The sequence below is a fragment of the Brevibacterium sp. Mu109 genome (genome assembly GCF_900169375.1).
GTDB lineage: Bacteria > Actinomycetota > Actinomycetes > Actinomycetales > Brevibacteriaceae > Brevibacterium > Brevibacterium yomogidense_A.
This window is the reverse complement of record NZ_FXZF01000033.1, coordinates 1-20,101: the sequence shown is the minus strand read 5'-3', so window position 1 is coordinate 20,101 and position 20,101 is coordinate 1. Positions and strand designations below refer to the sequence as shown.

Here is a 20,101-nt window from a genome sequence, read left to right as displayed (position 1 = left end):
ACTCTCGTGCACAGGCTCGTGGTCCTCTGAGATTCGGATGTCTTGACAACACCCATCACAGCAGGACCACGAGCCGTTCTACGTCAACGACGCGACGCTCCCCATCACCACGAACCGGGAAGAGCCGTGAATGGGGCGCGGGAGGCTTGGGATCCTCATCACACCCGGGTGTCTTCGCCGCGGGCGCGCGTGTCGCAGGTCACGTGTCGATCGGCCGATAGCGCTCGAACTCGACGATGCGCGGGATCGTTCCGGGACGCACGTAGGCGACCAAGATCTCGCCCGGATTCATGTAGGGGTCGCGCGGGGGAAGGCATTTCGCGAGGCCTTCGGGCGAGTGGTCCGCGAGCACTTCGAGGACGGTCGGCAGGACCGGACGGTGCGTGCACAGCGCTGTCGGCACCCCCTTCACGAGGATCTTCTCCAGCACGGCGCGGGTCTTCTGCGGGTTCTGCGCATTCGCCTTCTCGCTGAGCGCCGTGCGCTTGCGGATGCTCTTTCCCGCCGCGGCGGACATCGGTGCGAGTGTGGCGACGCAGCGCTTCCACGGGCTGGAGACGAGCTTCTTGAGCTGCCACGCGGACAGCAGACCTGTGAGCGCCAGGGACTGTCGGGTGCCGATCGCCAGCAGGGGGCGCTCATGTTCGATCTCGTGCCACTTGGCGCGGGGGAAGGCCTTGCCGTGCCTCACGATGATGAACGGCCACGCTCGCAGGGTGCCGGTCGAATGGGCATGGATGACCTTGTCGAGCTGATCGCGATCGGCGAAGCGCGTGAGCATGGCCTTCGCCCGCTCCGCGGTCACCCATCGGACCTCGTCGATCTCCCGGGGGTTGTGCACGGAACCGGTGGGCTTTGCGGTGACCTCTGCGGCCCAGTAGGACACGTGCTTGCGCAGATTCTTGCCCACGGTGTAGCGGGAGCTGGGCAGGGGCAGCCCGAGGGTGACCGTGTACCCGGTCTCCTCGAGTACCTCGCGGACGGCGGCCTCGGGCAGGGTCTCGCCCTTGTCGACCTTGCCCTTGGGCCAGGACCAGTCCCGGTAGCGGGGACGGTGGACCAGCAGCACCTCGAGCTCCCCGGTGCGGTCCCGCCACGGCACGCAGCCGGCGGCGAGGACATCCGCGTGCAGGCGCGCCGACTCGCCGGCGTTGCTCACCGATGAGGGGCTCATCCGCGCTGCCTCGACCAGCGGCGACGGTGGATTCGGTGGAGTGCGGTCTGATAGTCGGCGAGCGGAGCGCCGTGCGCATCGACGGACGTGCGCGTCCACAGGCCCTCGCCGTCGAGGTCGAAGCGTGCGGTGTCGTCCGCGAACGCCAGTGCGAAGAGATCCCGCGCCTCGCTGATGTGCCGCGGGTCCTGCAGCTGCACGAGCGCCTCGACCCGGCGGTCCAGGTTGCGGTGCATGAGGTCCGCGGAGCCGATGTACGCCTCCGTGTGCTCGTAGTCCTCGCCGGACTCGAAGACGAACACCCGCGAGTGCTCGAGGAACCGGCCCAGGATCGACCGCACCTGGATGTTCTCGCTCAGCCCCGGGATGCCGGGGCGGATCGCGCAGATCCCCCGGACGAACAGCTGGACGCTCACCCCCGCGCGGGAGGCCAGGTAGAGGTGGTCGATGATCCGCTCGTCGACGATCGAGTTCACCTTGAAGCGGATGCGGGCGCGCTCACCGGCACGTGCGCGCGCGGCGGCTTCGTCGATGTGCTCGAGCAGTCCGTCGCGCACGCGCGCAGGCGCCACGAGCAGGCGTGAGTAGGTGGTGCCAGGCGCCAGGCCGGACAGCTGGTTGAACAGCTTCGCGATGTCCGCGCCCAGCTGCGGATCGGCGGTGAGCAGGCCCATGTCCTCATAGCCGCGCGCGGTCTTCGGGTGGTAGTTGCCGGTGCCCACGTGGCAGTAGCGGCGCAGACCGCCCGCTTCGTGACGGACGACGAGGCAGAGCTTCGCGTGCGTCTTGAGCCCCACGATGCCGTAGACGACGTGGACCCCCGCCCGTTCGAGCTTGCGGGCCCACGTGATGTTGTTCGCCTCGTCGAACCGGGCCTTGATCTCCACGACCGCCAGCACCTGCTTGCCGGCCTGGGCCGCCTCGATCAGGGCGTCGACGATGGGGGAGTCTCCGCTGGTGCGGTAGAGCGACTGCTTGATCGCGACGACGTGCGGGTCGGCAGCGGCCTGCTCGATGAACGCCTGCACGCTCGTGGAGAAGGATTCGTAGGGATGCTGCACGAGGATCTCGCGGTCCCTGAGGGCGCCGAAGACGTCCGGCTGATCCGACGATTCGGCCTCCGCCAGGTCGCGGCTGACGATCGGCACGGCCTTCCTGAAGTGGAGGTCCTCCCGCGGGATGTCGGCGATGATGTCGAGCCCGCGCAGGTCGAGCGGGGTCGGCAGCTCGTAGATCTCCGATTCGTCGATCGCCAGCTCGTTCACGAGCAGCTCGCGCACGCGCGGGTGCATGTCCTCGGTGATCTCGAGGCGGACGGCGGGTCCGAAACGGCGCCGCTCCAGCTCCTTCTCGAGCGCCTTGAGGAGGTTCTCCGCGTCGTCCTCCTCGACCTCGAGGTCCTCGTTGCGCGTGATCCGGAAGCATGCGGCGGACACGATCTCCATGCCCTCGAACAGGGAGTCGAGGTGTGCGGTGATGACGTCCTCGATCGGCAGGAACCGGGCGGGCGTCTCCGGGCTGACCGGGGTCTCCGCGCCGGGTGCGAGTGCGGCCGAGGCGCCGGGGCCCACGAACTCCGACACGTTGATGAACCGCGGCAGGACCGGCGGCACCTTGACGCGTGCGAAGTGCTCTGCGCCGGAGCGCGGGTGCCGCAGCACGACGCCCAGGTTGAGGGAGAGCCCGGACACGTACGGGAAGGGGTGGGCGGGATCGACCGCGAGGGGTGTGAGGACGGGGAACACCCGTTCGCTGAAGAGCTCTGAGACCCCGCCGAGCTCCGACTCCGTGAGGTCCTCGAGACCGACGACGTAGATCCCCTCCGCCTCGAGGCGGGGCATGATGTCGTCGCGGTAGAGCTCCGCATGGCGACGCACGAGGCCGCGGGCGGTCTTCGTGATCGAGCGCATCGCGGTGCGCGGCTGCGTGCCGGTGACCGACGGAACGGCGAGCCCGGTCGAGATCCTCCGCTTGAGCCCCGCGACGCGGACCATGAAGAACTCGTCGAGGTTGGACGCGAAGATCGACAGGAAGTTCGTGCGCTCGAGCAACGGCAGAGTGGTGTCCGCGGCCATGTCCAGGACGCGCTCGTTGAAGGCCAGCCAGGACAGCTCGCGGTCCAGGAACCGGTCTGCCGCGGCGGGGAGATCGTGCTCCACGCCGAAGGTCGTCACGTCATACGTCGTCTGCGACTCATCAGTCATGGGGGCTCTCCGGCGGCTCGTAGCTCACATGGACAACCGTACGTGAGAATCCGACGTCCCTGTACAGCGGCAGGGCCTTCTCGTTGTCGCTCTCGACGTACAGTTCGATCGCCTCCGCGCCGTCCGCGATCATCCTCGCCATGCCCTCGACGAGCAGCGCGCGGCCCAGGCCCCGCGCATGCACCTCGGGGTCGACGCCGATCACGTGGACCTCGCCCATCGCGAGGCCGGACGGGTGCTCGGCGTGCCGCTTCGTCTCGTGGAAGCCGAGGACCCGTCCGTCGTCGGTCCGCTCCGCGATGACGACCGTCCTGGGGTCGAAGTCGTTCTCGCCGGTCCGCCGGCGGTAGTCCGCGGGATCCTGGCCGCCCTGTTCGGGGTGCCAGCTGAACGCGGCGTTGTTCACCGCCGCCCAGGCGTCTGCGTCATCGGGCCGCACGTCGCGCAGCACCACGCCGTCGGGCACGGTCGCAGCCGGCAGCGTGGGGGCCCCGTCCGTCGTGAGCTGCAGCAGCTCACGGGCCCGGCGGCGCCCGGACTCCTCTGCGAGGTGGGATGCTGCGGGGTGGTCGCCGTGGGACCAGAACCACGGGTCCCCGCCCGAGGCCCGGGCCGCCTCGGTGAGAGCGGCGACGAGGGCCCGGCCCAGGCCTCGGCGGCGGTGTTCCGGGGTCACGACGGCCTCCGCGGCCCAGCGCTCGCCCTGCAGGGCGGCGACGCCGACGCCGGCCAGCGGGACGTCGGGTGAGTCCGGCCCGCCTGCGGTGGCCGTGTCTGACGGGACGTCGACGATCCCGAGGATCACGGCGCTGCCGTCGGCCGCCGCCTCGAGGAAGCCGTCGGAGATCGGCGCGATGCCGTCGGCCTGCGTCGCAGCTGCGAGGACCTCCTGCGCGGCATCCAGGGAGGTCAGTGTGATCGTGCGGGGTGCGGCGGCGGGCGTCGGGGCGTTCGTGTGGGTCATCTGCGTCCTCCAAGTCGTCGTGTGCACGAATCGTCGTGCGCGTTCACCGCGCGGGGGTGAGCCGTTCTCTAGCTCCCAGCTTGGCCCTCGGCCGCCCGATATGCACGTCGCCGTCCCGGCGGGAACATCGGTGTGAACATGCGCGCGGGCGTGGGGATTCCCTGTGCGCGGAGCGCGCCGATGCGACGTTGAGCGCTGGGTGTTGCAGGATGGAGGGGTGTTGAGATGGATGCGAGTCGCGATCGCCGTGTGCCTGACCCTGGTGCTCGGCGCCTCGACCTTCGTGGGCGAGTACCTGCTGAAGCCGTCGATGGCCTTCGCCCCGGGGGCGCTGCTCGTCATGCTGGTCTTCGCCTACGGCTGGCCCCGGCTGACGGACTCGCCGCAGCCGCGGGCGACCTCGATCATGCTCGCGGTCTTCGGCGGAGCAGGCGTCGTGGCGACCGTGCTCGCGGAGGAGGGCCCCTTCCTCGAATGGCTGCCCATCCTGGTCGGGATGGGACTCCTGTGGGCGTTCGTGCAGAACCTGACGCGCGGGCTCGGCGCGTCCCACGCGACCGTGAACGTGTCGGCCCAGGTCGCCGGACTCGCCATCATCCTGTCCGCGGCCACGTGGGTGGCGGCGTTCCGACTCACGAACGACCACACGACGATCCTGTCCGGCCTCGTCGCGGTCGTCCTCGCGCTCGCCGCCACCGCGCTTCCCTGGCCGGCCCGCTACACCTCGCCGCTCGCCATCGTCGCCGGAACCGTGGGCGGTCTGATCGCGGCCGTCGCCGTCGGCGGGGAGTCGGCCGTGCTCGTGCTGGCCGGCGGTCTGGGTGCGGTCATGGGCGTCCTCGCCGCGGCCGTGGACCGGCTCCTGGGCCTCATCGCCGAATCGAAGTACCAGGCCGCTGCGCTGACCGAGGCGCGCCGTCGGGACAAGGCGAGGCTCTTCGCGGTGCACGCCTCTCTGGGTGCGGCGCCCATCGCCCTGGGCGGCGTGGTCGTCTACGTCCTGACCCGCGTCGCCGGCCCGGTCTGAGAAGGAGCACCCGGATCGTCGCGGATCGTCAGGGGCGCGCACTCCCGATGTGAGCGTGTCCCGGTGCTGGGATAGACTGCCGCGCATGGAGGAATTTACCGGACTTGTCCTGTTCTTTGAAGCTCTCGTCGCGATCGCCGGCCTGGGTGCCCTGGCTGTGGGCGTGAAGGTCGTGACCAGCCTGTTCAAGGTGAAGCGCTGACCGATGCCCGTCGAGATCCCGGTCGATCTGCAGCCTGAGCTCGTTCCGCTCGCGTGGCTGATCGGCACGTGGGAGGGCCACGGTGCGGTCGTCTACACCGATGCGGATGAACGGCGCGTGTTCCAGCGCGCCGAATTCTCGATCGAGGGCGATCAGCCGTACCTGCTCTACACCTGCCGCACGTGGTTCGACGACGCTGATGCGACCCCCGGCGCTCTGCTGGGCGTGGAGACCGGCATCTGGCAGCTGGCCCGTCCCCGCGGTGACCACGACACCGGACCCGGCCTCATGCCGCCCACCGCTGACACGCCGTACACCAGTGCCGCTGCGGTCGAAGAGCTCCGCACGGAGCGCAACGACTTCGACATCGAAGTGGCGCTCGCCTATCCCCACGGGCTCATGGAGCACTACGCGGGACGGATCGCGGGACCGCGCGTCGACCTCGTCTCCGACGGTGGGGTGAAGACCCCGAACGCCCTCGACTACCGGGCCTCCAGCCGCATGTACGGACTGGTCGAGGGCCGCCTCATGTGGGTGTGGGAGATGGCCGCCAACGGCTATGAGCCCGCCTCCCACGTCTCTGCTGACCTGCAGCGCACCACTCCTTCAGTCCTGGGCTGACGCGCAGGTGCTCCCGTGAACGGGCTCTGGTGAACGAGCCGACCGCCGTCCTGGGGTCTGCCGGGTCCGGCTCTCCCGCGGGCACCGCCCCTCGTCCGGCCGACCGCCGTCGCCGCTGGCCCGGCCTGGTCGTGTCGGCGGGGATCATCGTCCTCACGCTGGGACTGGTCGCCGCAGCGTGCGCGGTCACCGTGATGAATCGGGTCGACCGCCTGTCGACCGCCCTGGATGCGGCCACGGACAGCTCCGAGACGCTCTTCGAGACACTCCTCACCGATCCCACCACCGCCGAGGCGGAACTCGCCGCCGTGCGGACCGCCCTGGATGACGCGCAGGAGGAGTTCGCCGCCTTCCCGATGCCCCAGCTGGGCTGGATCCCGGGTCTGCGCGATGATCTCGCGGCCGCAGATGAAGCGCTCACCGTCGCGGACACGCTGGTCGAGGAGGCCGCGCCCACGCTCATCGACGTCGCCACAGTCGTCGACCTGGAGACGGGCTCGCTGCGGAACCCCGCGTCGGTGGGATGGGGAGATTCGTTCAGCTCGATCGGCGACATCGCGACGCAGGGCGCGGACGCGCTCGACTCGCTGTGCGCCGGTGCGGACACCCTCGACGCGATCGATCTGACCGGCGTCATGGACTCCGTCTCCCAGCCGATCGACGACTTCCGCACCGCGGTGCGCGGGGCGTGCGACGACGCGTCGGAATACGGACCGGTGCTCGGGGCATTGGACTCAGGGGGAGACCTGCTGAACCAGCTGGTCGATGACATGAGGGATGAAGTGTCAGGGCTCGAGGACGCCCTCCGCGACATCATCGGATGAACGGGCGGACCTCGCCGCCACGACGAAGGAGCCGCACAATGACCACACCCAAGAATTCTCTGATATTCCCGCGGTCCTCCGCCGTCTTCGGCATGGAGGAGCACGCGGGCGAGGTCGCGCACTTCGGGATGCCCCTGCGCGAGCAGCGGCAGCTGGCGGATGGGACTGCGCTGGCGGACCTGTCCGCGACGCGCGTCTTCCGCTTCGAGGGGGCGGACCGCCTGACCTTCCTCAACACGCTGACGACGCAGAAGGTCGATGCGCTCGCGCCGCACGTCTCGACGGAGACCCTCGTGCTCTCGCCCACCGGGCACATCGAGGGGTGGCTGCGGCTGATCGACGACGGCGAGGTCCTTTGGGCGCTCTCCGACGTCCGCACCGACGAGGCGATCGACTTCCTCGACCGCATGCGGTTCATGATGCGCGTCGAGATCATCGATGTGACCGACTCCTATCAGGCCGTGGGCTTCATCGGCGCACCGCCGGAGGACCTCGCCACTGCGATCGTGTGGAACGACCCCTGGCCGGCGATCGGGGCGGGGTCCACCTCCTACGCCGCGGTCGACCTGGGTGCGCGGGTCGCCTCCGAGGATCACCCCGGTGCTGACATCGACTTCCGCATCGCCGTCGTCGACCGCGCCGTGCTGCGCGAGTGGCAGCACGACGGCCTGGCAGTCGCCGGCCGCGACGCGTGGGACGCGCTGCGGGTGGAGGCCTGGCGCCCTGCCGCACCGGAGGTCGACCACCGCGCGCTCGTGGGAGAGCTCGACGTGCTGCGGACCGCGGTCCACCTCGCGAAGGGCTGCTACCGCGGGCAGGAGGCCGTCGCCCGGGTGCACAACCTGGGCCAGCCGCCCCGCCGGATCGTGTTCCTCCACCTCGACGGGTCGGGCCACATCGTGCCGGAATCCGGCGCCGAGGTCCGGGCCGAGGTCCGCGGCCAGATGCGGTCCGTGGGCTCAGTGACGACATCGGCGCTCCACTGGGAGCTGGGACCCGTCGCCCTGGCCGTCATCAAGCGCAGCGTGGACCCGGAGGCCCAGCTGCACGTCGTGGTGAAGGGTGCCGAAGGGCAGCCGGCGGGGGAAGCTGAGGGGACGGCTGGCACTGAGGGCCAGTCCGAGCCCACGGGACCGGAGGAACTGGTCGTCGCCGCGCAGGACCAGATCGTCGTGTCGAAGAGGGAGCCGTCGGGACCGCGCGTCCAGCGGAACCCCGTCGTCGACCAACGGCGTCTCTGACCGGCACGGTTTCTGACAGACGTCGTCTCAGACCGGCACCGTCTCTGCCCAACGGCGTCTCGGACCAGCGGCAGGTGGGGTCCTGCCGGTCAGCCGTGGGCGGCGGGAGCCGGCGGCCGGGAAGTGGTGACAGGGGCCTCGGAGGGGGATAGGCTCGTCCTATGACACAGCTGGAGAAGGGCGGCCCCTCGCTGCCGCAGGAACGCAGGATCGTCACAGCCATCCCCGGGCCCAGGTCGCAGGAGATCGAGGAGCGCCGCAAGAAGGCGGTCGCCCCCGGTGTGGCCTCGGGCATGCCCGCCTACGTCGTCGCAGCCGGCGGCGGCATCCTCAAGGACGCGGACGGCAACCAGATCATCGATCTGGGCTCCGGCATCGCGGTGACGACCGTCGGCAACTCGAACGAGCGGGTGGTGGCGCGCGCGAAGGAGCAGCTCGACGCCTTCACCCACACGTGCTTCATGGTGAACCCGTACGAGTCGTACGTCGAGGTCGCAGAGGCACTCAATCGTCTGACCCCCGGTGACCACGAGAAGCGGACCGTGCTGCTGAATTCCGGCGCGGAAGCGGTGGAGAACGCGGTGAAGATCGCGCGCGTCCACACGAAGCGCAACGCCGTCGTCGTGTTCGATCACGCCTACCACGGCCGCACCAACCTCACGATGGCGATGACCTCGAAGGTCGCGCCGTACAAGAAGGGCTTCGGCCCGTTCGCGGGCGAGGTCTACCGCGCGCCCATGTCGTACCCGTACCGCGATGACGCGGCAGCGGGCACGAAGGTGTCCGGCGAGGACGCGGCGCAGCGCGTGATCAGCATGATCGACAAGCAGGTCGGGGCGGACGACGTCGCTGCGATCGTCATCGAGCCGATCCAGGGCGAGGGCGGCTTCATCGTGCCGGCGGAGGGCTTCCTGCCCGCGCTCGTCGAGTACGCGCGTGAGAACGGCATCGTCTTCGTCGCGGATGAGGTACAGGCGGGCTTCGCGCGGACGGGGAGGATGTTCGCGTCGGAGCACGAGGGCATCGTGCCGGACATCGTCACGACGGCGAAGGGCATCGCGGGCGGGTTGCCGCTCGCCGCGGTGACCGGTCGCGCGGAAATCATGGACGCGGTGGGCGGCGGTGGTCTGGGCGGCACGTACGGCGGCAACCCCGCCGCGGTCGCCGCAGCGCTGGGTGCCATCGAGTCCTATGAGCAGGACGGTCTGGTCGAGCGGGCCGTCGAGATCGGCGAGATCCTGGTGCGCCGCGTGGAGGCGCTGCAGGCGAAGCACCCGGAGATCGGCGATGTGCGCGGTCGGGGTGCGATGCAGGCGATCGAACTGGTGCAGCGCGACTCGATCGATCCCAACCCGGGACTGGCGAAGGCGATCGCCGACCACGCTGCGGCGAATGCGGTGCTCGTGCTGGTGACCGGCACGTTCGGCAACGTCCTGCGCTTCCTCCCGCCGCTGTCGATCAGCGATGAGCTGCTGAACGAGGCGTTCGACGTGCTCGAGGAGGGCTTCGCGAACGCACTGGGCTGAGGTCAGTGATGGCCGAACACATAGGAAGTCAAGCACAGTCCATTGCTGTGCCTATGTGATGTGTCGACGACGGGCGACCGTCGCGACGCAGTCCCTCAGCCCTTCAGCGGACGACGGGCGAAGAACGCCGCGAGGATCGCACCGGACACGTTGTGCCACACGGAGAACACCGCGCCGGGCAGCGCCGCTGTGGGTTCGGTCGGGAAATGGGTCGCGGCAAGTGACGACGCGAGGCCGGAGTTCTGCAGACCGACCTCGAACGACAGTGCACGTCGGGCGGCCCCGTCCAGGCCCGCGGCCCGTGCTGCGAGGTAACCCAGCGCCAGTCCGACGACGTTGTGCAGCACGACCGCCAGGAGCACCAGTGCGCCGGCCTGCAGGAGGGACCCCGCCGACCCTGCGACGACGACCGCCACGACGTAGCCGATCGCGACCGTGGACAGCCACGGCAGGATCGGTCCCAGGACATCGATGAGGCGGGAGAAGAGCGCCCGCACGATGACGCCGCCGATCACCGGCAGCAGCACGGTCTGGACGATCGAGACCATCATCGAGCTCGCGGACACGTCCATGTACGAGCCCGCGAGCCACAGCGTGAGGACCGGTGTGAGGAGGGGCGCGAGCAGCGTCGACACGGTCGTGATGGAGACGGACAGTGCGACGTCGCCCTTCGCGAGGTAGGTGACGACGTTCGACGCGGTCCCGCCCGGAGCGCAGCCGACCAGGATGACGCCGATCGCCAGGGCGGGCGGCAGTCCGAGCACCTGCGCGATGGCCCAGCCGGCCAGCGGCATGACGATGAACTGGCTGCCGGTGCCCAGCAGGACGACCCAGGGGCGCTTCGCGATGCGGGTGAAGTCAGGCAGCGTGAGCGTGACGCCCATGAAGAACATGATGACGCCGAGGCCCCACGGGATCGTCGGCCCCAGTGGGCTGATCGAGTCGGAGCCGAAGAAGCCGATCAGTCCGCCTGCAATGACGAGCAGCGGGAAGATGGTCACGGCGATCCGGGCGTTGCGCTCCGTCCGTCGTTCCGCCACAGGATCGGTCGGCGTCGTCGCGTGCTCGTCCCGCATGGTGCATGTCCTCCATCGACTGTGTGCGTGCACGACTCGCGCGTGCATCAAGCGCACAGGCTATAGCAGCGGACGGAGCGCGTGCGGGCTGTTCCAGCGGGCGATACCGGACACTCGAGCCGCGTGGGAAGAACCCCGCGCACCTCGGTGTTGCCACGGACATGACGACTACGCCTGCCCTTTCGCTCCTCGACCTCATCCCCGTCAGACAGGGCCAGACGACCGGCCAGGCCCTCGTGGCATCGAAGGAGCTGGTCGAGGTCGCGGACCGGCTGGGCTTCACCCGCTACTGGGTCGCGGAGCACCACAATATGCCCGCAGTAGCCTCGACCACCCCGGCGACGGAGCTCATGCACCTCGGGCAGAACACCTCGCGCATCCGACTGGGATCCGGCGGAGTGATGCTGCCCAACCACGCGCCGCTCGCCGTTGCAGAGCAGTTCTCCCTGCTCAGCGCTGTGTACGGAGACCGCGTCGATCTGGGCATCGGCCGCGCGCCCGGCACGGACCCGTACACGTCCGCCGCGATGCGCGAGCACCTGGGGGAGGGGCGGTTCGTCGACCGGGACGGGAAGCAGATCGATCCGGTCGAGCAGTTCCCGCAGCACATCGTCGACATCCTCGCCCTCCTGTCGCCGGCCGGCGCAGCATTCCCCGTGCCCGGAGGCCGGCAGCACCTCATGCACGCCACTCCTCGCGTCGATGAGGCGGCGCAGGTGTGGCTGCTGGGCTCGAGCGGCTATTCGGCACAGCTCGCTGCGGCGCTCGGCCTGCCGTACGTCTTCGCCAACCACTTCGCCGGCCGGGGCGCCTCCGCTGCGATGGAGCTCTACCGCGACTCGTTCACGCCGACGGAGCACGGCCAGGAGCCGCGCACCTTCATGACGGTGAACGCGGCCGTCGGCGCGACGACCCAGGAGGCGTGGGACCTCGTGCAGCCGTTCGTCTATCAGATGGGACAGCTGCGGATCGGCCCTGAGCTCCAGGCGCAGCGCCTCGTCGGAGACGATGTGGAGTCCGTCATGACGGACGGGCACCGACGGATCGGCGAATCGATGTGGGACTCCTGGGCCGTGGGAACGGCCACCGAGGTCGCGGATCGGCTGCGCGGGATCGCCGATGAGTTCGGGGTGGACGAGATCATGATCCAGCCGATCGCGGGAGCGGGCCCGGACGACCCGATCGACAGGGTCCCCGCCCGCGTGCGGACGGTGGAGGCGCTCGCAGCGGAGTTCGGCCTCGAGCGGTCCTGAGGTCGCTGGACGGTTTACTCAGCGGGTGTCCAGCCGCTACCCTCGGAGGTGAAACGGTGTCTTCCCCCATGCACCATGACCGACCGCTGTCTGGTCGGTGCTGACCGAAAAGAGAATTCTGTGAAAGCGAAAGCACTTCTGCCCGTCCTCGGGCTGTGCGTGACCGCGCTCATCGCACAGCCCGCCCTTGCGAGTCCCGGCCCGGACATGTCCGGCGGCGCCGATGACGGCGTTGCCCTGCGTGCCGAATCCAGCGGGAAGATCGCGAAGGGCGACACGGCGTTCGTCAATGTGACGTCCGCGACCGTCTGGACCTCGCCCGACTCTCCCCGCTCTGTCGATTCCCCCGCGACGCAGGCGCCCGTCGACCTCGACGCCTGGAACGAGGCGCTGTCGTCGACGGAGACCCGACGCGGACTCACCGGCCTCGTGCAGACTCAGGCGCCCTATGGTGCAGAGCTGACTGTGCTCGAGGTGCAGGGGAAGTGGGCGAAGGTCGCTGTCGCGGACCAGTCGAGCCCCAAGGAGGACCGCGGGTACCCGGGCTGGGTGCCGAAGAAGCAGATCGTGGAGAACGACCGGTTCGTCGAGTTCCGCGAGGACCAGCCGACCGCCGTCGTCACCGCCCGCACCGCAGACCTCGAAGGCGTCCAGTACGCCGATCTGCCGGGCGATGAGACGCCGGAGGCGACGATCAACGTCGAACTGCCGCTCCTCTCGCAGGACGTGGACGACGTCCGAGTGGCGCTGCCCGGTGGCGGCGCCGCCTGGATCGACTACGACGACGTCCGCATCGATGATCCGGAGCACGACTTCACCGTTCCGGAGCCCTCGCGCTCCGACATCGTGGAGACGGCAGAGCAGTTCGAGGGCCTGCGCTACCTGTGGGGCGGCGTGAGCCCCTACGGCTTCGACTGCTCGGGCTTCACCTACACGGTGTTCCGCGCGCACGGCATCGACATCGCACGCGATGCCGGCGACCAGCAGAAGCAGGGCAAGGCCGTGAAGCAGTCGGATCTCGAGAAGGGCGATCTGCTCTTCTTCGCCTCGGGCGGATCGGGACGCGCGCACCATGTCGGCGTGTACGTGGGCGACGGCAAGATGATCCATGCGCCCAACGCATCGAAGTCCGTCGAGGTCGTCGACTGGAAGTCCTGGGACAGCGGCGGCCAGTACGTCGAGTCCCGCCGCGTCCTCTGACAGCGACCTCAGTCAGAGCCCTCTGACAGAGACCACTGACCCACTCACCGCTCGATGAAGCTCCGGCCCCTCAGGGGGTCGGAGCTTCATCCGCTCTCGCGGTACTCGCCCGCGCGGACGCGCCGTCAGTCGCGCACGATCTCACCGCGCAGCCGCATCGCGCGCTGCAGGTCGTCCAGGGCTTCGATGAGCAGGCGGCGCTGTGCCGCGGGGGCGTCGGGGTGCTGCCGCAGCCAGTCCTCGGTACGCGATGCGACGCGCCGCGGCCGTGAGGACCAGTCGGGGTAGAGCCCGACGACCAGGCGGCGGGAGATCTCGATGGGACGCGTCGACCAGAACTCCTCGAGCAGTGAGAAGTAGTCGTCGACGCAGTCCTCCATCATGGGGTGCGGCACCGGCGCATTGAGCCCGCCGATCCGAGCCGACAGCATGTCGTTGCTCAGCGAAATGTCCCGCGTGGCCTCGTCCCAGGCCCGCCGGCGGGCGACCGCCAGGGGACGGGCAGCGCGGACCATCGCGGCGTTCACCGCGCCGGACCCCGTGCGGTCCAGCTGCGCCTCCGCGTCGATGCCCTCGACGTCCGCCCAGCCCAGCACCACAAGCGCCCTCAGCGCCATCCAGCGCAGCGCGTGGTCGACGACCAGGCCGGGGGCGACATCCGGGAGCGCTTCGCCGGGCTGGGTCTGCAGCACGAGCGACGCGAATCCGCGCCCCGCGGCCACCGTGCGATCCGATCCGCGAGCGCCCGCTGTCCGCGCGCACATCCCCATGGCGAACCGCGCGAGGCTCAGCTGCCGGTCCGATCCCGCGGGCTCCGCCTGCATCGCCGCGAGTGCGGCATCGAGCACTGCCGCGACCGCATCGACGCGTTCTGCGATGGGCAGCCACAGGTCGAGCGCGGTGCTGAGCGTCGTCATGACGGACGACAGGATCCCGGGGTGCTCCTCCGTCATGAGCAGGCCCGTGGCCGCCTGGAGGTACGTGGGGACGGGCATGACGCCGTCGCGCACCGCGTTCGCGAACGCGGAGATGACGATCGCCCGGTCCAGGGGCTCGAGGTCTGCCGTGCGGCTCATCGCCGTCTGCTCGGAGACCTCGTCCAGCCGCACCTTCGCGTAGTCCTGGTCGCCGTGATTGAGCAGGAGCAGCGCCGGCCGTGCACGCCCGACGAGCTGGGACAGGTCGGTCGACGCACCGGTCACCTCGACATCCCACGTCTGCGTGAGGCGAAGACCGCCGCCGAGGCCGTCGTCGCCTCCCGTGCCCTCCTCGAACGCTGCGAGGGTGAGACGGTGCGGGCGCAGGACGCCCGGCTCACTCTCGGGGGCGAAGCCGTCGCGCTGGATAAGCCGCGCGGAGGTGATCGTCCCCTCCTGGTCCGCGATCTCCAGGCGGAGCTCGGACGTGCCGCGGGTCTGCAGCCAGGCAGCCGCCCACGCGCGGACATCGCGGTCCGGCGCAGCCTCATCGAGTGCGCTCAGGAAGTCCTCCAGGCGCGCGTTGCCGTAGGCGTGCGCGTCGAAGTACGCGTTCGAACCGGAGAGGAACGCCTCCTCGCCGACGTACTCGACGAGTGCCTTGAGGACGGACGCCCCCTTCGCGTACGTGATGCCGTCGAAGTTCAGCTTCGCGGCCTCGACGTCCGGGATGTCCGCGACGATCGGATGCGACGTGGGGTACTGGTCCTGGCGGTAGGCCCAGTCCTTGCGACGCAGTGCGAAGCTCACCCAGCCGTCGGAGTACTCCGTGGCAGAGGCCAGCGCGTGGCCGCCCATGTAGTCCGCGAACGATTCCTTGAGCCACAGATCGTCCCACCACGTCATCGTGACGAGGTCGCCGAACCACATGTGCGCCATCTCGTGGAGGATCGTGTTCGCGCGGGCCTCGCGATCTGCGCGGGTGGCGCGATCGCGGTGGATGTAGTGGTCCGTGAACGTCACGAGGCCGGGGTTCTCCATCGCGCCGAGGTTGTACTCCGGCACGAAGATCTGGTCGTACTTCCCCCACGGGTACGCGGTGCGGAAGATGCTGTGGAAGAAGTCCAGGCCCTGCCCCGTGACGCGCAGGATGTCCTCCGCATCGACATACGGGGCGAGCGACTTCCGGACGTGGACGCCCAGCGGAATGACCTCACCCGTCCGAGCGACGCGGTGCTCGCGGGTCACCGCCGCATAGGGTCCAGCGCACACGCACGTGAGGTAGGAGGACATCGGCAGGGTGCGGGCGAACCGGTGCATGCGGACCGCACCGTGGTCCGGGCGGGTGCCCGCGGCCTCGGCGGACAGGTCTGTCACTGTGTCCGCGGCGGTGTTGCTGAGCACCGTCCACGCGGCGGGCGCCAGCACCTGGAAGGTGTACGCGGCCTTGAGGTCGGGCTGGTCGAAGACGGCGGCGACGCGGCGGGCGTCCGTGGGCTCGTACTGGGTGTAGAGGTAGGTGAGCCCGTCGGCGGGGTCGACGAACCGGTGCATCCCCTCGCCGGACCGGGAGTAGGCGGCATCGGCCAGGACGATCAGCCGGTTCGCCCCCTGCTGGACGGGGAAGCGGATGCGGGAGCCGTCGAAGGCCTCGGCGGGGTCGAGCGCCATCCCGTTGATCGACACCGCCCCCACGGACGGGGCGATGAGGTCGATGAACGTGGAGCCGTCCGCGCGGGCGGTCATGTCCACGGTCGTGCGGCTGCCGAACGTCGCGACCCGGGGGTCAGCGGCGCCGGAGAGGTCGAGGTCGACGGCGTAGTGCTCGACGGTGAGCAGCGCGCTGCGGGCTTCGGCTTCGTCCCTGGTCAGGTTGGTCGTCATAGTCGTCACGGTGGTGTGTTTCCCCTCTCCTCCCCGGTGCCGAAAGCATGTCACAACCCCCGCCGTCGGTCATGCACCGCGACGAGGTGTCCTGGTGTCCGCTCAGCACCGGCTGAAGGGGTGCTCCGGAACAGGCGTGACCGCGTGCCGGACGCAGGCGACCTGGATAGAGTGGCCGCGTGGGTGCGAAAGGGCGTATGCGCAGATGGACCGCCACAGGGGGGCTGGTCCTGCGCAACCGTGTGCGCATGGGCACGCGCCGCCTGCGCCTGAACATCAGCCAGGTGCTCCAGCTGACGGTCGCCGCGACGTTCGCGTACGGATTCTGCGTCTACGTCCTGGGCCACAGCGCCCCGTTCTTCGCGGCGGTCGCGGCGGTCGTGGGGATCGGTCCGATGATGGATCGGCGGCTGCGCCGGTCGATGGAGATCGGCTGCGGCGCGGTCCTGGGCGTGCTGTTCGGCGACCTGTTCGTCCATATCTTCGGAAGTGGCCTCTGGCAGCTGACCGTCATGCTGTTCACCGCGGTGTGCCTGGGCATGTTTATGAATTCCGGTGCCATCTTCGTCACCCAGCTGGGTGTCCAGTCGATCTACATCGTCACCGTTCCAGCGGACCTGTCTCCCGGCACGTTCTCCCGGACGACGGACGCCCTCGTGGGGGCCTCGACCGCGGTGCTCCTGGCGTTCATCACCCCGTCCGATGCACGCAAGCGTCCCCGCAACCAGGCGGCGAACCTGCTCGAGGAGATCACGATCCTCCTGCGGGAGGCCGCGGACGCCCTGCGCAGGTCTGATCCGGATGCCGCCCGCCGTGCCCTGTCGCGAGCGCGGGACTCCCAGCAGTACGTCGACTCGTGGCGGGCAGCCCTGCGCATCTCCGAGGAGGCGGCGCGCATCAACGCCCGCTCCCGCCGCTACGTCGCCGAGGTGTCCCGCCTGGCCCGCGCGTGCGAGTTCGCGGACCGGTCGATGCGCATGATCCGCGTGGTCCTCCGCAGAGCCGTCTCCGTGTCAGAGAACGGGCCATCGGATCCGGTCCTGTCGAACGCGATCGAGCAGATGGCCGACGCGTCGTGGACGCTGCGCGCAGCGCTGCTGGAGGGGAAGGACCGGGCCGAGGCCGAACGCGCGTTCGGGGAGGTGGCCGGCACTCTGCGTCCGACCGTCGCCATGCACGAGGACATCGAGCAGACCACGATGCTGCTCCTGCTGCGGCCGCTGGTGGTCGACCTGCTCCAGGCGGCCGGTGCCTCTGCGGCGGAGGCCAATGAGACGCTGCCGACCCTCGAGGTCGAACCGGAGACCGGCACCCTCCGCGTCGTCGAGGACGATGCGAAGCCCAAGGGTGCGGCGGGCACGGCTGCGGCGACGGCGATCGCGGACACGTCCGGTGCGATGGGGGCCGACGGTCCCGCACTCGACGCGGCGGAGGGGCACGAGGCCCATCAGGCGCGCCTCGCCGGGAACCGCCGCAGGCCGGGGCAGACCCCGGACACGGACGACCCCGCGCCCGAGGTCGCAGTCCTGCCCGTCGTCGCCGACCCTTCCCGGCGGGGTCGGGGAGAGGCCGAGGCGGTCGGTGAGTCCGACAGCGCTGATCGCGACGGCGACTCCGGCGGGGCCGGCCGCGGCGAAGCGACCGCCGAGGACCGCGACGACACAGACGATCCGCACCCGCAGAAGGACTGACGGAGAAGCCGGCGGGTCCGCTGACTCAGACGATCGGTGTCAGGACGCTTCGACGATGCAGACCGCCATCGTGTCGGGGGTCAGCGCCTCGTACGCGTGGACGGAGTCCCCGGCGTGGCGAGCATAGTCGCCCGGGTCGAGGTCGATCGATTCCCCGTCGATGGTGAGGCGGAGACTGCCCGCCGAGACGACGAGGTGCTCGATCGTGCCGACGGGATGGGGCTGGGCGACGCGGGCAGAGCCCGGCTCGAGCTGCACGAGGAAGACGTCGCGGCGCGCGTGCGGAGGGCAGGCGGACAGCAGGGCGGCGGAGTAGTCGGCATCGGTGGAGGGCAGCGGCATCGCCTCGCCGCGGCGGATCACGGACAGCGGAGGGCGGTCCGTCTCGAGCAGGCGTGAGATCTGGACTCCCAGTGCCGTCGCGATGGCCCAGAGGGTCTCGACGCTGGGGTTGCCGGCACCGCTCTCCAGCTGCGACAGAGTCGACTTGCCGATGCCGGCGCGCTTGGCGGTCTCGGACAGGCTGAGGCCCTGCCGTTCCCGCTCGCGCTTCAACCCGCCGGCGAGCCGATCCATGGGGGTGTCCCCCCGCGATGTCTCCGTTCCTCCGTCCATGGTTTCAGCATAGCGGTCGTTCTCTATAAAGTCCGACTGTTCTGTTGACGGAACGCTCCGTCACTGGGCACGATGGGCGCATGCGCGCACTGAGCGGAGTTCCCGGGACGGTCTGGCGCGACGCTGTGCTCATGAACGTCATGATCCTGCTCGTGTCCATCTCCTACGGTGCGATCGCCCACGCCGCGGGGTTCCCCCTCTGGCAGACCGTGCTGCTCGCAGCGGTGGCCACCGGTGGAGCAGCGGAGCTCACCTTCGTAGGCGTCATCGCGGCAGGTGGGCTCCCGATCTTCGCCGTGATGGGCGGCCTCCTGGTGAATGCCCGCAACTTCGCCTTCGGGCTGAGCATCGGCCAGTACGCGCCGCCGGGCTGGAGGACGTACCTCGCCGCGCATCTGGCGAACGACGAGGCGACGGCATTCGGCCGCGCGGGACGCACAGATCGCGAGAAGTGGTCGCGGTTCTCGATCTCCGCGGTCATGCTCTTCATCGCCTGGGTGGGCGGTGCCACTCTGGGCCAGCTGCTGGGCTCCGTGGTCGACGCGAACTCCCTGGGCCTGGACACCGCACTGCCGATCCTGCTGTTCTGCCTGGTCGTCAACGATCTGAGGGACAGGCTCCTCGGCATCACTGCGGTGGGCGGAGCGGTGCTGGCGCTCGCCCTCACGCCGGTCGCGCCGCTGGGCATGGCATCCGTCGCGGCACTGGTGGCGCTGCTGCCGGCAGCGGGATACCTGCATATGCGCAGGAGACCTGTCGATGGAGAGGGGGTCTGAGATGGACACCGTCCCCTTCCTCCTCGCGCTCGCCGGTCTGGCGGGCGGCACGTACTTCCTGCGTTTGCTGGGCGTGCGTCTGGGCGCACGTGCGCGTGCGGGCGGGGAATCGACCGAGGCCTCGGGCGGTCGGCTCTGGATGGATCGCGCGGTCGTCGTGCTGGTGCTCGCGGTGGCTGTGACCGGCGGCTTCTTCGACGGTCAGGAGCCTGCGGATGCCGGTCGTGTCCTGGGGGTGTCTGCGGGCATGGTGGCCGGCGTGCTGCGTGTGCCGATGCTCGTGTGCGTCCTCATCGGGATGGTCGTCTGTGCGGTCGTGCGTGCAACCGGGTTCGGCTGGTAGAACAGGTCGGCTGGTGGACCGAGTGCGGCCGGGAGACCGGATCGGTCGGTGGGCAGGTCGGTTAGTGGACCAGGTCGGTTGGTGGACCGGGTCGGTTGGTGGGCCGGGTCGGTCAAGAGTCCACGTGCGGCTGGTGGAAACGGACGGTGCTCTCCTGAGGGAGCTGTTCAGGCGCACCCGTTACGCTGGAGTGCATGCAGGCCCTCGCATCCATTCAGAGCACCGTCTTCCTCGTCATCATCGTGGCGATCTTCGTGTTCACGGTGGTGGGTCTCGTCTCGTCCCTGCTGTACTCGGATGAGATGTACCGGGCCGCGGACAAGCGGACGAAGAAGTTCTGGTGCCTGATCCTGGGTGCGTCCGCGCTCGTGGGCTTCCTCGCGGTTCCTCCGCTGAGCGCGATGCCCATGTTCGTGACGATCATCGCGCTCATCGCCGGAGGGTGTCAGATGGTTTGTGTATCGGATCACCGAATGAAAGGACATGATGGTGACCGTGACGAACACGAACGAAACCCGTAATAGGACAGCCTCTGAGGCCGTTGAAGAGCTCAAGGCCTCCGG

General features: G+C 69.6%; 17 protein-coding genes. 11 read left to right on the top strand and 6 right to left on the bottom strand.

Translation table 11 applies throughout. The annotated features are described in order from the left end of the window. Window positions 1–199: 199 nt before the first annotated feature. From BSP109_RS14755 to mshD, 3 genes are read right to left on the bottom strand one after another with little or no spacing between them, the layout of a single operon-like run. Complete coding sequence (locus BSP109_RS14755) at window positions 200–1,174, bottom strand: NUDIX hydrolase (protein WP_087008912.1); 975 nt, start codon at window positions 1,172–1,174, stop codon at window positions 200–202. Continuing rightward, on the bottom strand, window positions 1,171–3,378 hold the full coding sequence (locus BSP109_RS14750) for an RNA degradosome polyphosphate kinase (protein ID WP_101601630.1): 2,208 nt from the start codon (window positions 3,376–3,378) through the stop codon (window positions 1,171–1,173). Before BSP109_RS14750 ends, BSP109_RS14755 begins: the two co-directional genes overlap by 4 nt. Continuing rightward, window positions 3,371–4,342 (bottom strand): mycothiol synthase, encoded by a 972-nt coding sequence (gene mshD / locus BSP109_RS14745; protein ID WP_180959770.1) that lies wholly within the window; start codon window positions 4,340–4,342, stop codon window positions 3,371–3,373. The genes BSP109_RS14750 and mshD overlap by 8 nt, the downstream gene beginning before the upstream one ends. 229 nt (window positions 4,343–4,571) lie before the next feature. Here mshD and BSP109_RS14740 point away from each other — a divergent pair, with 229 nt between their 5' ends. The 5 genes from BSP109_RS14740 to gabT all read left to right on the top strand — a co-directional run bounded on the left by BSP109_RS14740 (window position 4,572) and on the right by gabT (window position 9,783). Continuing rightward, a complete protein-coding gene (locus BSP109_RS14740) occupies window positions 4,572–5,369 on the top strand; it encodes an ammonia permease (protein ID WP_087008908.1) in 798 nt (265 codons plus the stop codon). 205 nt (window positions 5,370–5,574) lie between these two features. After that, complete coding sequence (locus tag BSP109_RS14735) at window positions 5,575–6,192, top strand: FABP family protein (RefSeq protein ID WP_087008906.1); 618 nt, start codon at window positions 5,575–5,577, stop codon at window positions 6,190–6,192. A 29-nt stretch (window positions 6,193–6,221) separates the two neighbouring features. Next, window positions 6,222–7,016, top strand: a complete 795-nt coding sequence (locus tag BSP109_RS14730; RefSeq protein ID WP_087008904.1) for a hypothetical protein — start codon at window positions 6,222–6,224, stop codon at window positions 7,014–7,016. Window positions 7,017–7,054: 38 nt separating this feature from the next. Further along, on the top strand, window positions 7,055–8,257 hold the full coding sequence (locus tag BSP109_RS14725) for a folate-binding protein YgfZ (protein WP_087008902.1): 1,203 nt from the start codon (window positions 7,055–7,057) through the stop codon (window positions 8,255–8,257). A 161-nt stretch (window positions 8,258–8,418) separates the two neighbouring features. Next, on the top strand, window positions 8,419–9,783 hold the full coding sequence (gabT, locus tag BSP109_RS14720) for a 4-aminobutyrate--2-oxoglutarate transaminase (RefSeq protein WP_087008900.1): 1,365 nt from the start codon (window positions 8,419–8,421) through the stop codon (window positions 9,781–9,783). 95 nt (window positions 9,784–9,878) lie between these two features. Here the strand turns inward: gabT and BSP109_RS14715 are convergent, their stop codons facing one another. Next, window positions 9,879–10,859, bottom strand: coding sequence for a bile acid:sodium symporter family protein (locus BSP109_RS14715; RefSeq protein WP_101601628.1), 981 nt, complete (start codon window positions 10,857–10,859; stop codon window positions 9,879–9,881). 161 nt (window positions 10,860–11,020) lie between these two features. On the opposite strand from BSP109_RS14715, the gene BSP109_RS14710 reads away from it, so the two are divergent. Next, window positions 11,021–12,112 (top strand): LLM class flavin-dependent oxidoreductase, encoded by a 1,092-nt coding sequence (locus BSP109_RS14710; RefSeq protein ID WP_101601626.1) that lies wholly within the window; start codon window positions 11,021–11,023, stop codon window positions 12,110–12,112. A 120-nt stretch (window positions 12,113–12,232) separates the two neighbouring features. Next, window positions 12,233–13,312, top strand: coding sequence for a C40 family peptidase (locus BSP109_RS14705; RefSeq protein ID WP_087008894.1), 1,080 nt, complete (start codon window positions 12,233–12,235; stop codon window positions 13,310–13,312). Between the two features lie 125 nt (window positions 13,313–13,437). Here the strand turns inward: BSP109_RS14705 and pepN are convergent, their stop codons facing one another. Then, complete coding sequence (gene pepN / locus BSP109_RS14700; protein WP_101601624.1) at window positions 13,438–16,113, bottom strand: aminopeptidase N; 2,676 nt, start codon at window positions 16,111–16,113, stop codon at window positions 13,438–13,440. A 197-nt stretch (window positions 16,114–16,310) separates the two neighbouring features. Between pepN and BSP109_RS14695 the strand changes: the two genes are divergently transcribed. Beyond that, the gene (locus tag BSP109_RS14695) at window positions 16,311–17,804 is read left to right on the top strand and encodes an aromatic acid exporter family protein (protein ID WP_257944724.1); all 1,494 of its coding nucleotides are present in this window, start codon (window positions 16,311–16,313) and stop codon (window positions 17,802–17,804) included. A 39-nt stretch (window positions 17,805–17,843) separates the two neighbouring features. Here the strand turns inward: BSP109_RS14695 and BSP109_RS14690 are convergent, their stop codons facing one another. After that, a complete protein-coding gene (locus tag BSP109_RS14690) occupies window positions 17,844–18,419 on the bottom strand; it encodes a helix-turn-helix domain-containing protein (RefSeq protein WP_101601622.1) in 576 nt (191 codons plus the stop codon). Between the two features lie 80 nt (window positions 18,420–18,499). On the opposite strand from BSP109_RS14690, the gene BSP109_RS14685 reads away from it, so the two are divergent. The 3 genes from BSP109_RS14685 to BSP109_RS14675 all read left to right on the top strand — a co-directional run bounded on the left by BSP109_RS14685 (window position 18,500) and on the right by BSP109_RS14675 (window position 20,059). Further along, window positions 18,500–19,195, top strand: coding sequence for an AzlC family ABC transporter permease (locus BSP109_RS14685; protein WP_101601620.1), 696 nt, complete (start codon window positions 18,500–18,502; stop codon window positions 19,193–19,195). 1 nt (window position 19,196) lies between these two features. After that, window positions 19,197–19,538 (top strand): AzlD domain-containing protein, encoded by a 342-nt coding sequence (locus BSP109_RS14680; RefSeq protein WP_087008886.1) that lies wholly within the window; start codon window positions 19,197–19,199, stop codon window positions 19,536–19,538. Window positions 19,539–19,732: 194 nt separating this feature from the next. Continuing rightward, window positions 19,733–20,059 carry a DUF2516 family protein gene (locus BSP109_RS14675; RefSeq protein ID WP_101601619.1) on the top strand — a complete coding sequence of 109 codons (327 nt, stop codon included), beginning with the start codon at window positions 19,733–19,735 and terminating at the stop codon, window positions 20,057–20,059. The last annotated feature ends 42 nt before the right edge of the window (window positions 20,060–20,101 follow it).

What these genes read in the sequence shown, in the direction of transcription:
- BSP109_RS14690 (WP_101601622.1), bottom strand. Translation starts at nt 18,419, where the DNA reads ATGGACGGAGGAACGGAGACATCGCGGGGGGACACCCCCATGGATCGG.
- BSP109_RS14675 (WP_101601619.1), top strand. Translation starts at nt 19,733, where the DNA reads ATGCAGGCCCTCGCATCCATTCAGAGCACCGTCTTCCTCGTCATCATC.
- BSP109_RS14715 (WP_101601628.1), bottom strand. Translation starts at nt 10,859, where the DNA reads ATGCGGGACGAGCACGCGACGACGCCGACCGATCCTGTGGCGGAACGA.
- BSP109_RS14740 (WP_087008908.1), top strand. Translation starts at nt 4,572, where the DNA reads ATGCGAGTCGCGATCGCCGTGTGCCTGACCCTGGTGCTCGGCGCCTCG.
- mshD (WP_180959770.1), bottom strand. Translation starts at nt 4,342, where the DNA reads ATGACCCACACGAACGCCCCGACGCCCGCCGCCGCACCCCGCACGATC.
- BSP109_RS14735 (WP_087008906.1), top strand. Translation starts at nt 5,575, where the DNA reads ATGCCCGTCGAGATCCCGGTCGATCTGCAGCCTGAGCTCGTTCCGCTC.
- BSP109_RS14710 (WP_101601626.1), top strand. Translation starts at nt 11,021, where the DNA reads ATGACGACTACGCCTGCCCTTTCGCTCCTCGACCTCATCCCCGTCAGA.
- gabT (WP_087008900.1), top strand. Translation starts at nt 8,419, where the DNA reads ATGACACAGCTGGAGAAGGGCGGCCCCTCGCTGCCGCAGGAACGCAGG.
- BSP109_RS14725 (WP_087008902.1), top strand. Translation starts at nt 7,055, where the DNA reads ATGACCACACCCAAGAATTCTCTGATATTCCCGCGGTCCTCCGCCGTC.
- BSP109_RS14680 (WP_087008886.1), top strand. Translation starts at nt 19,197, where the DNA reads ATGGACACCGTCCCCTTCCTCCTCGCGCTCGCCGGTCTGGCGGGCGGC.
- BSP109_RS14685 (WP_101601620.1), top strand. Translation starts at nt 18,500, where the DNA reads ATGCGCGCACTGAGCGGAGTTCCCGGGACGGTCTGGCGCGACGCTGTG.
- BSP109_RS14695 (WP_257944724.1), top strand. Translation starts at nt 16,311, where the DNA reads ATGCGCAGATGGACCGCCACAGGGGGGCTGGTCCTGCGCAACCGTGTG.
- BSP109_RS14750 (WP_101601630.1), bottom strand. Translation starts at nt 3,378, where the DNA reads ATGACTGATGAGTCGCAGACGACGTATGACGTGACGACCTTCGGCGTG.
- pepN (WP_101601624.1), bottom strand. Translation starts at nt 16,113, where the DNA reads ATGACGACCAACCTGACCAGGGACGAAGCCGAAGCCCGCAGCGCGCTG.
- BSP109_RS14755 (WP_087008912.1), bottom strand. Translation starts at nt 1,174, where the DNA reads ATGAGCCCCTCATCGGTGAGCAACGCCGGCGAGTCGGCGCGCCTGCAC.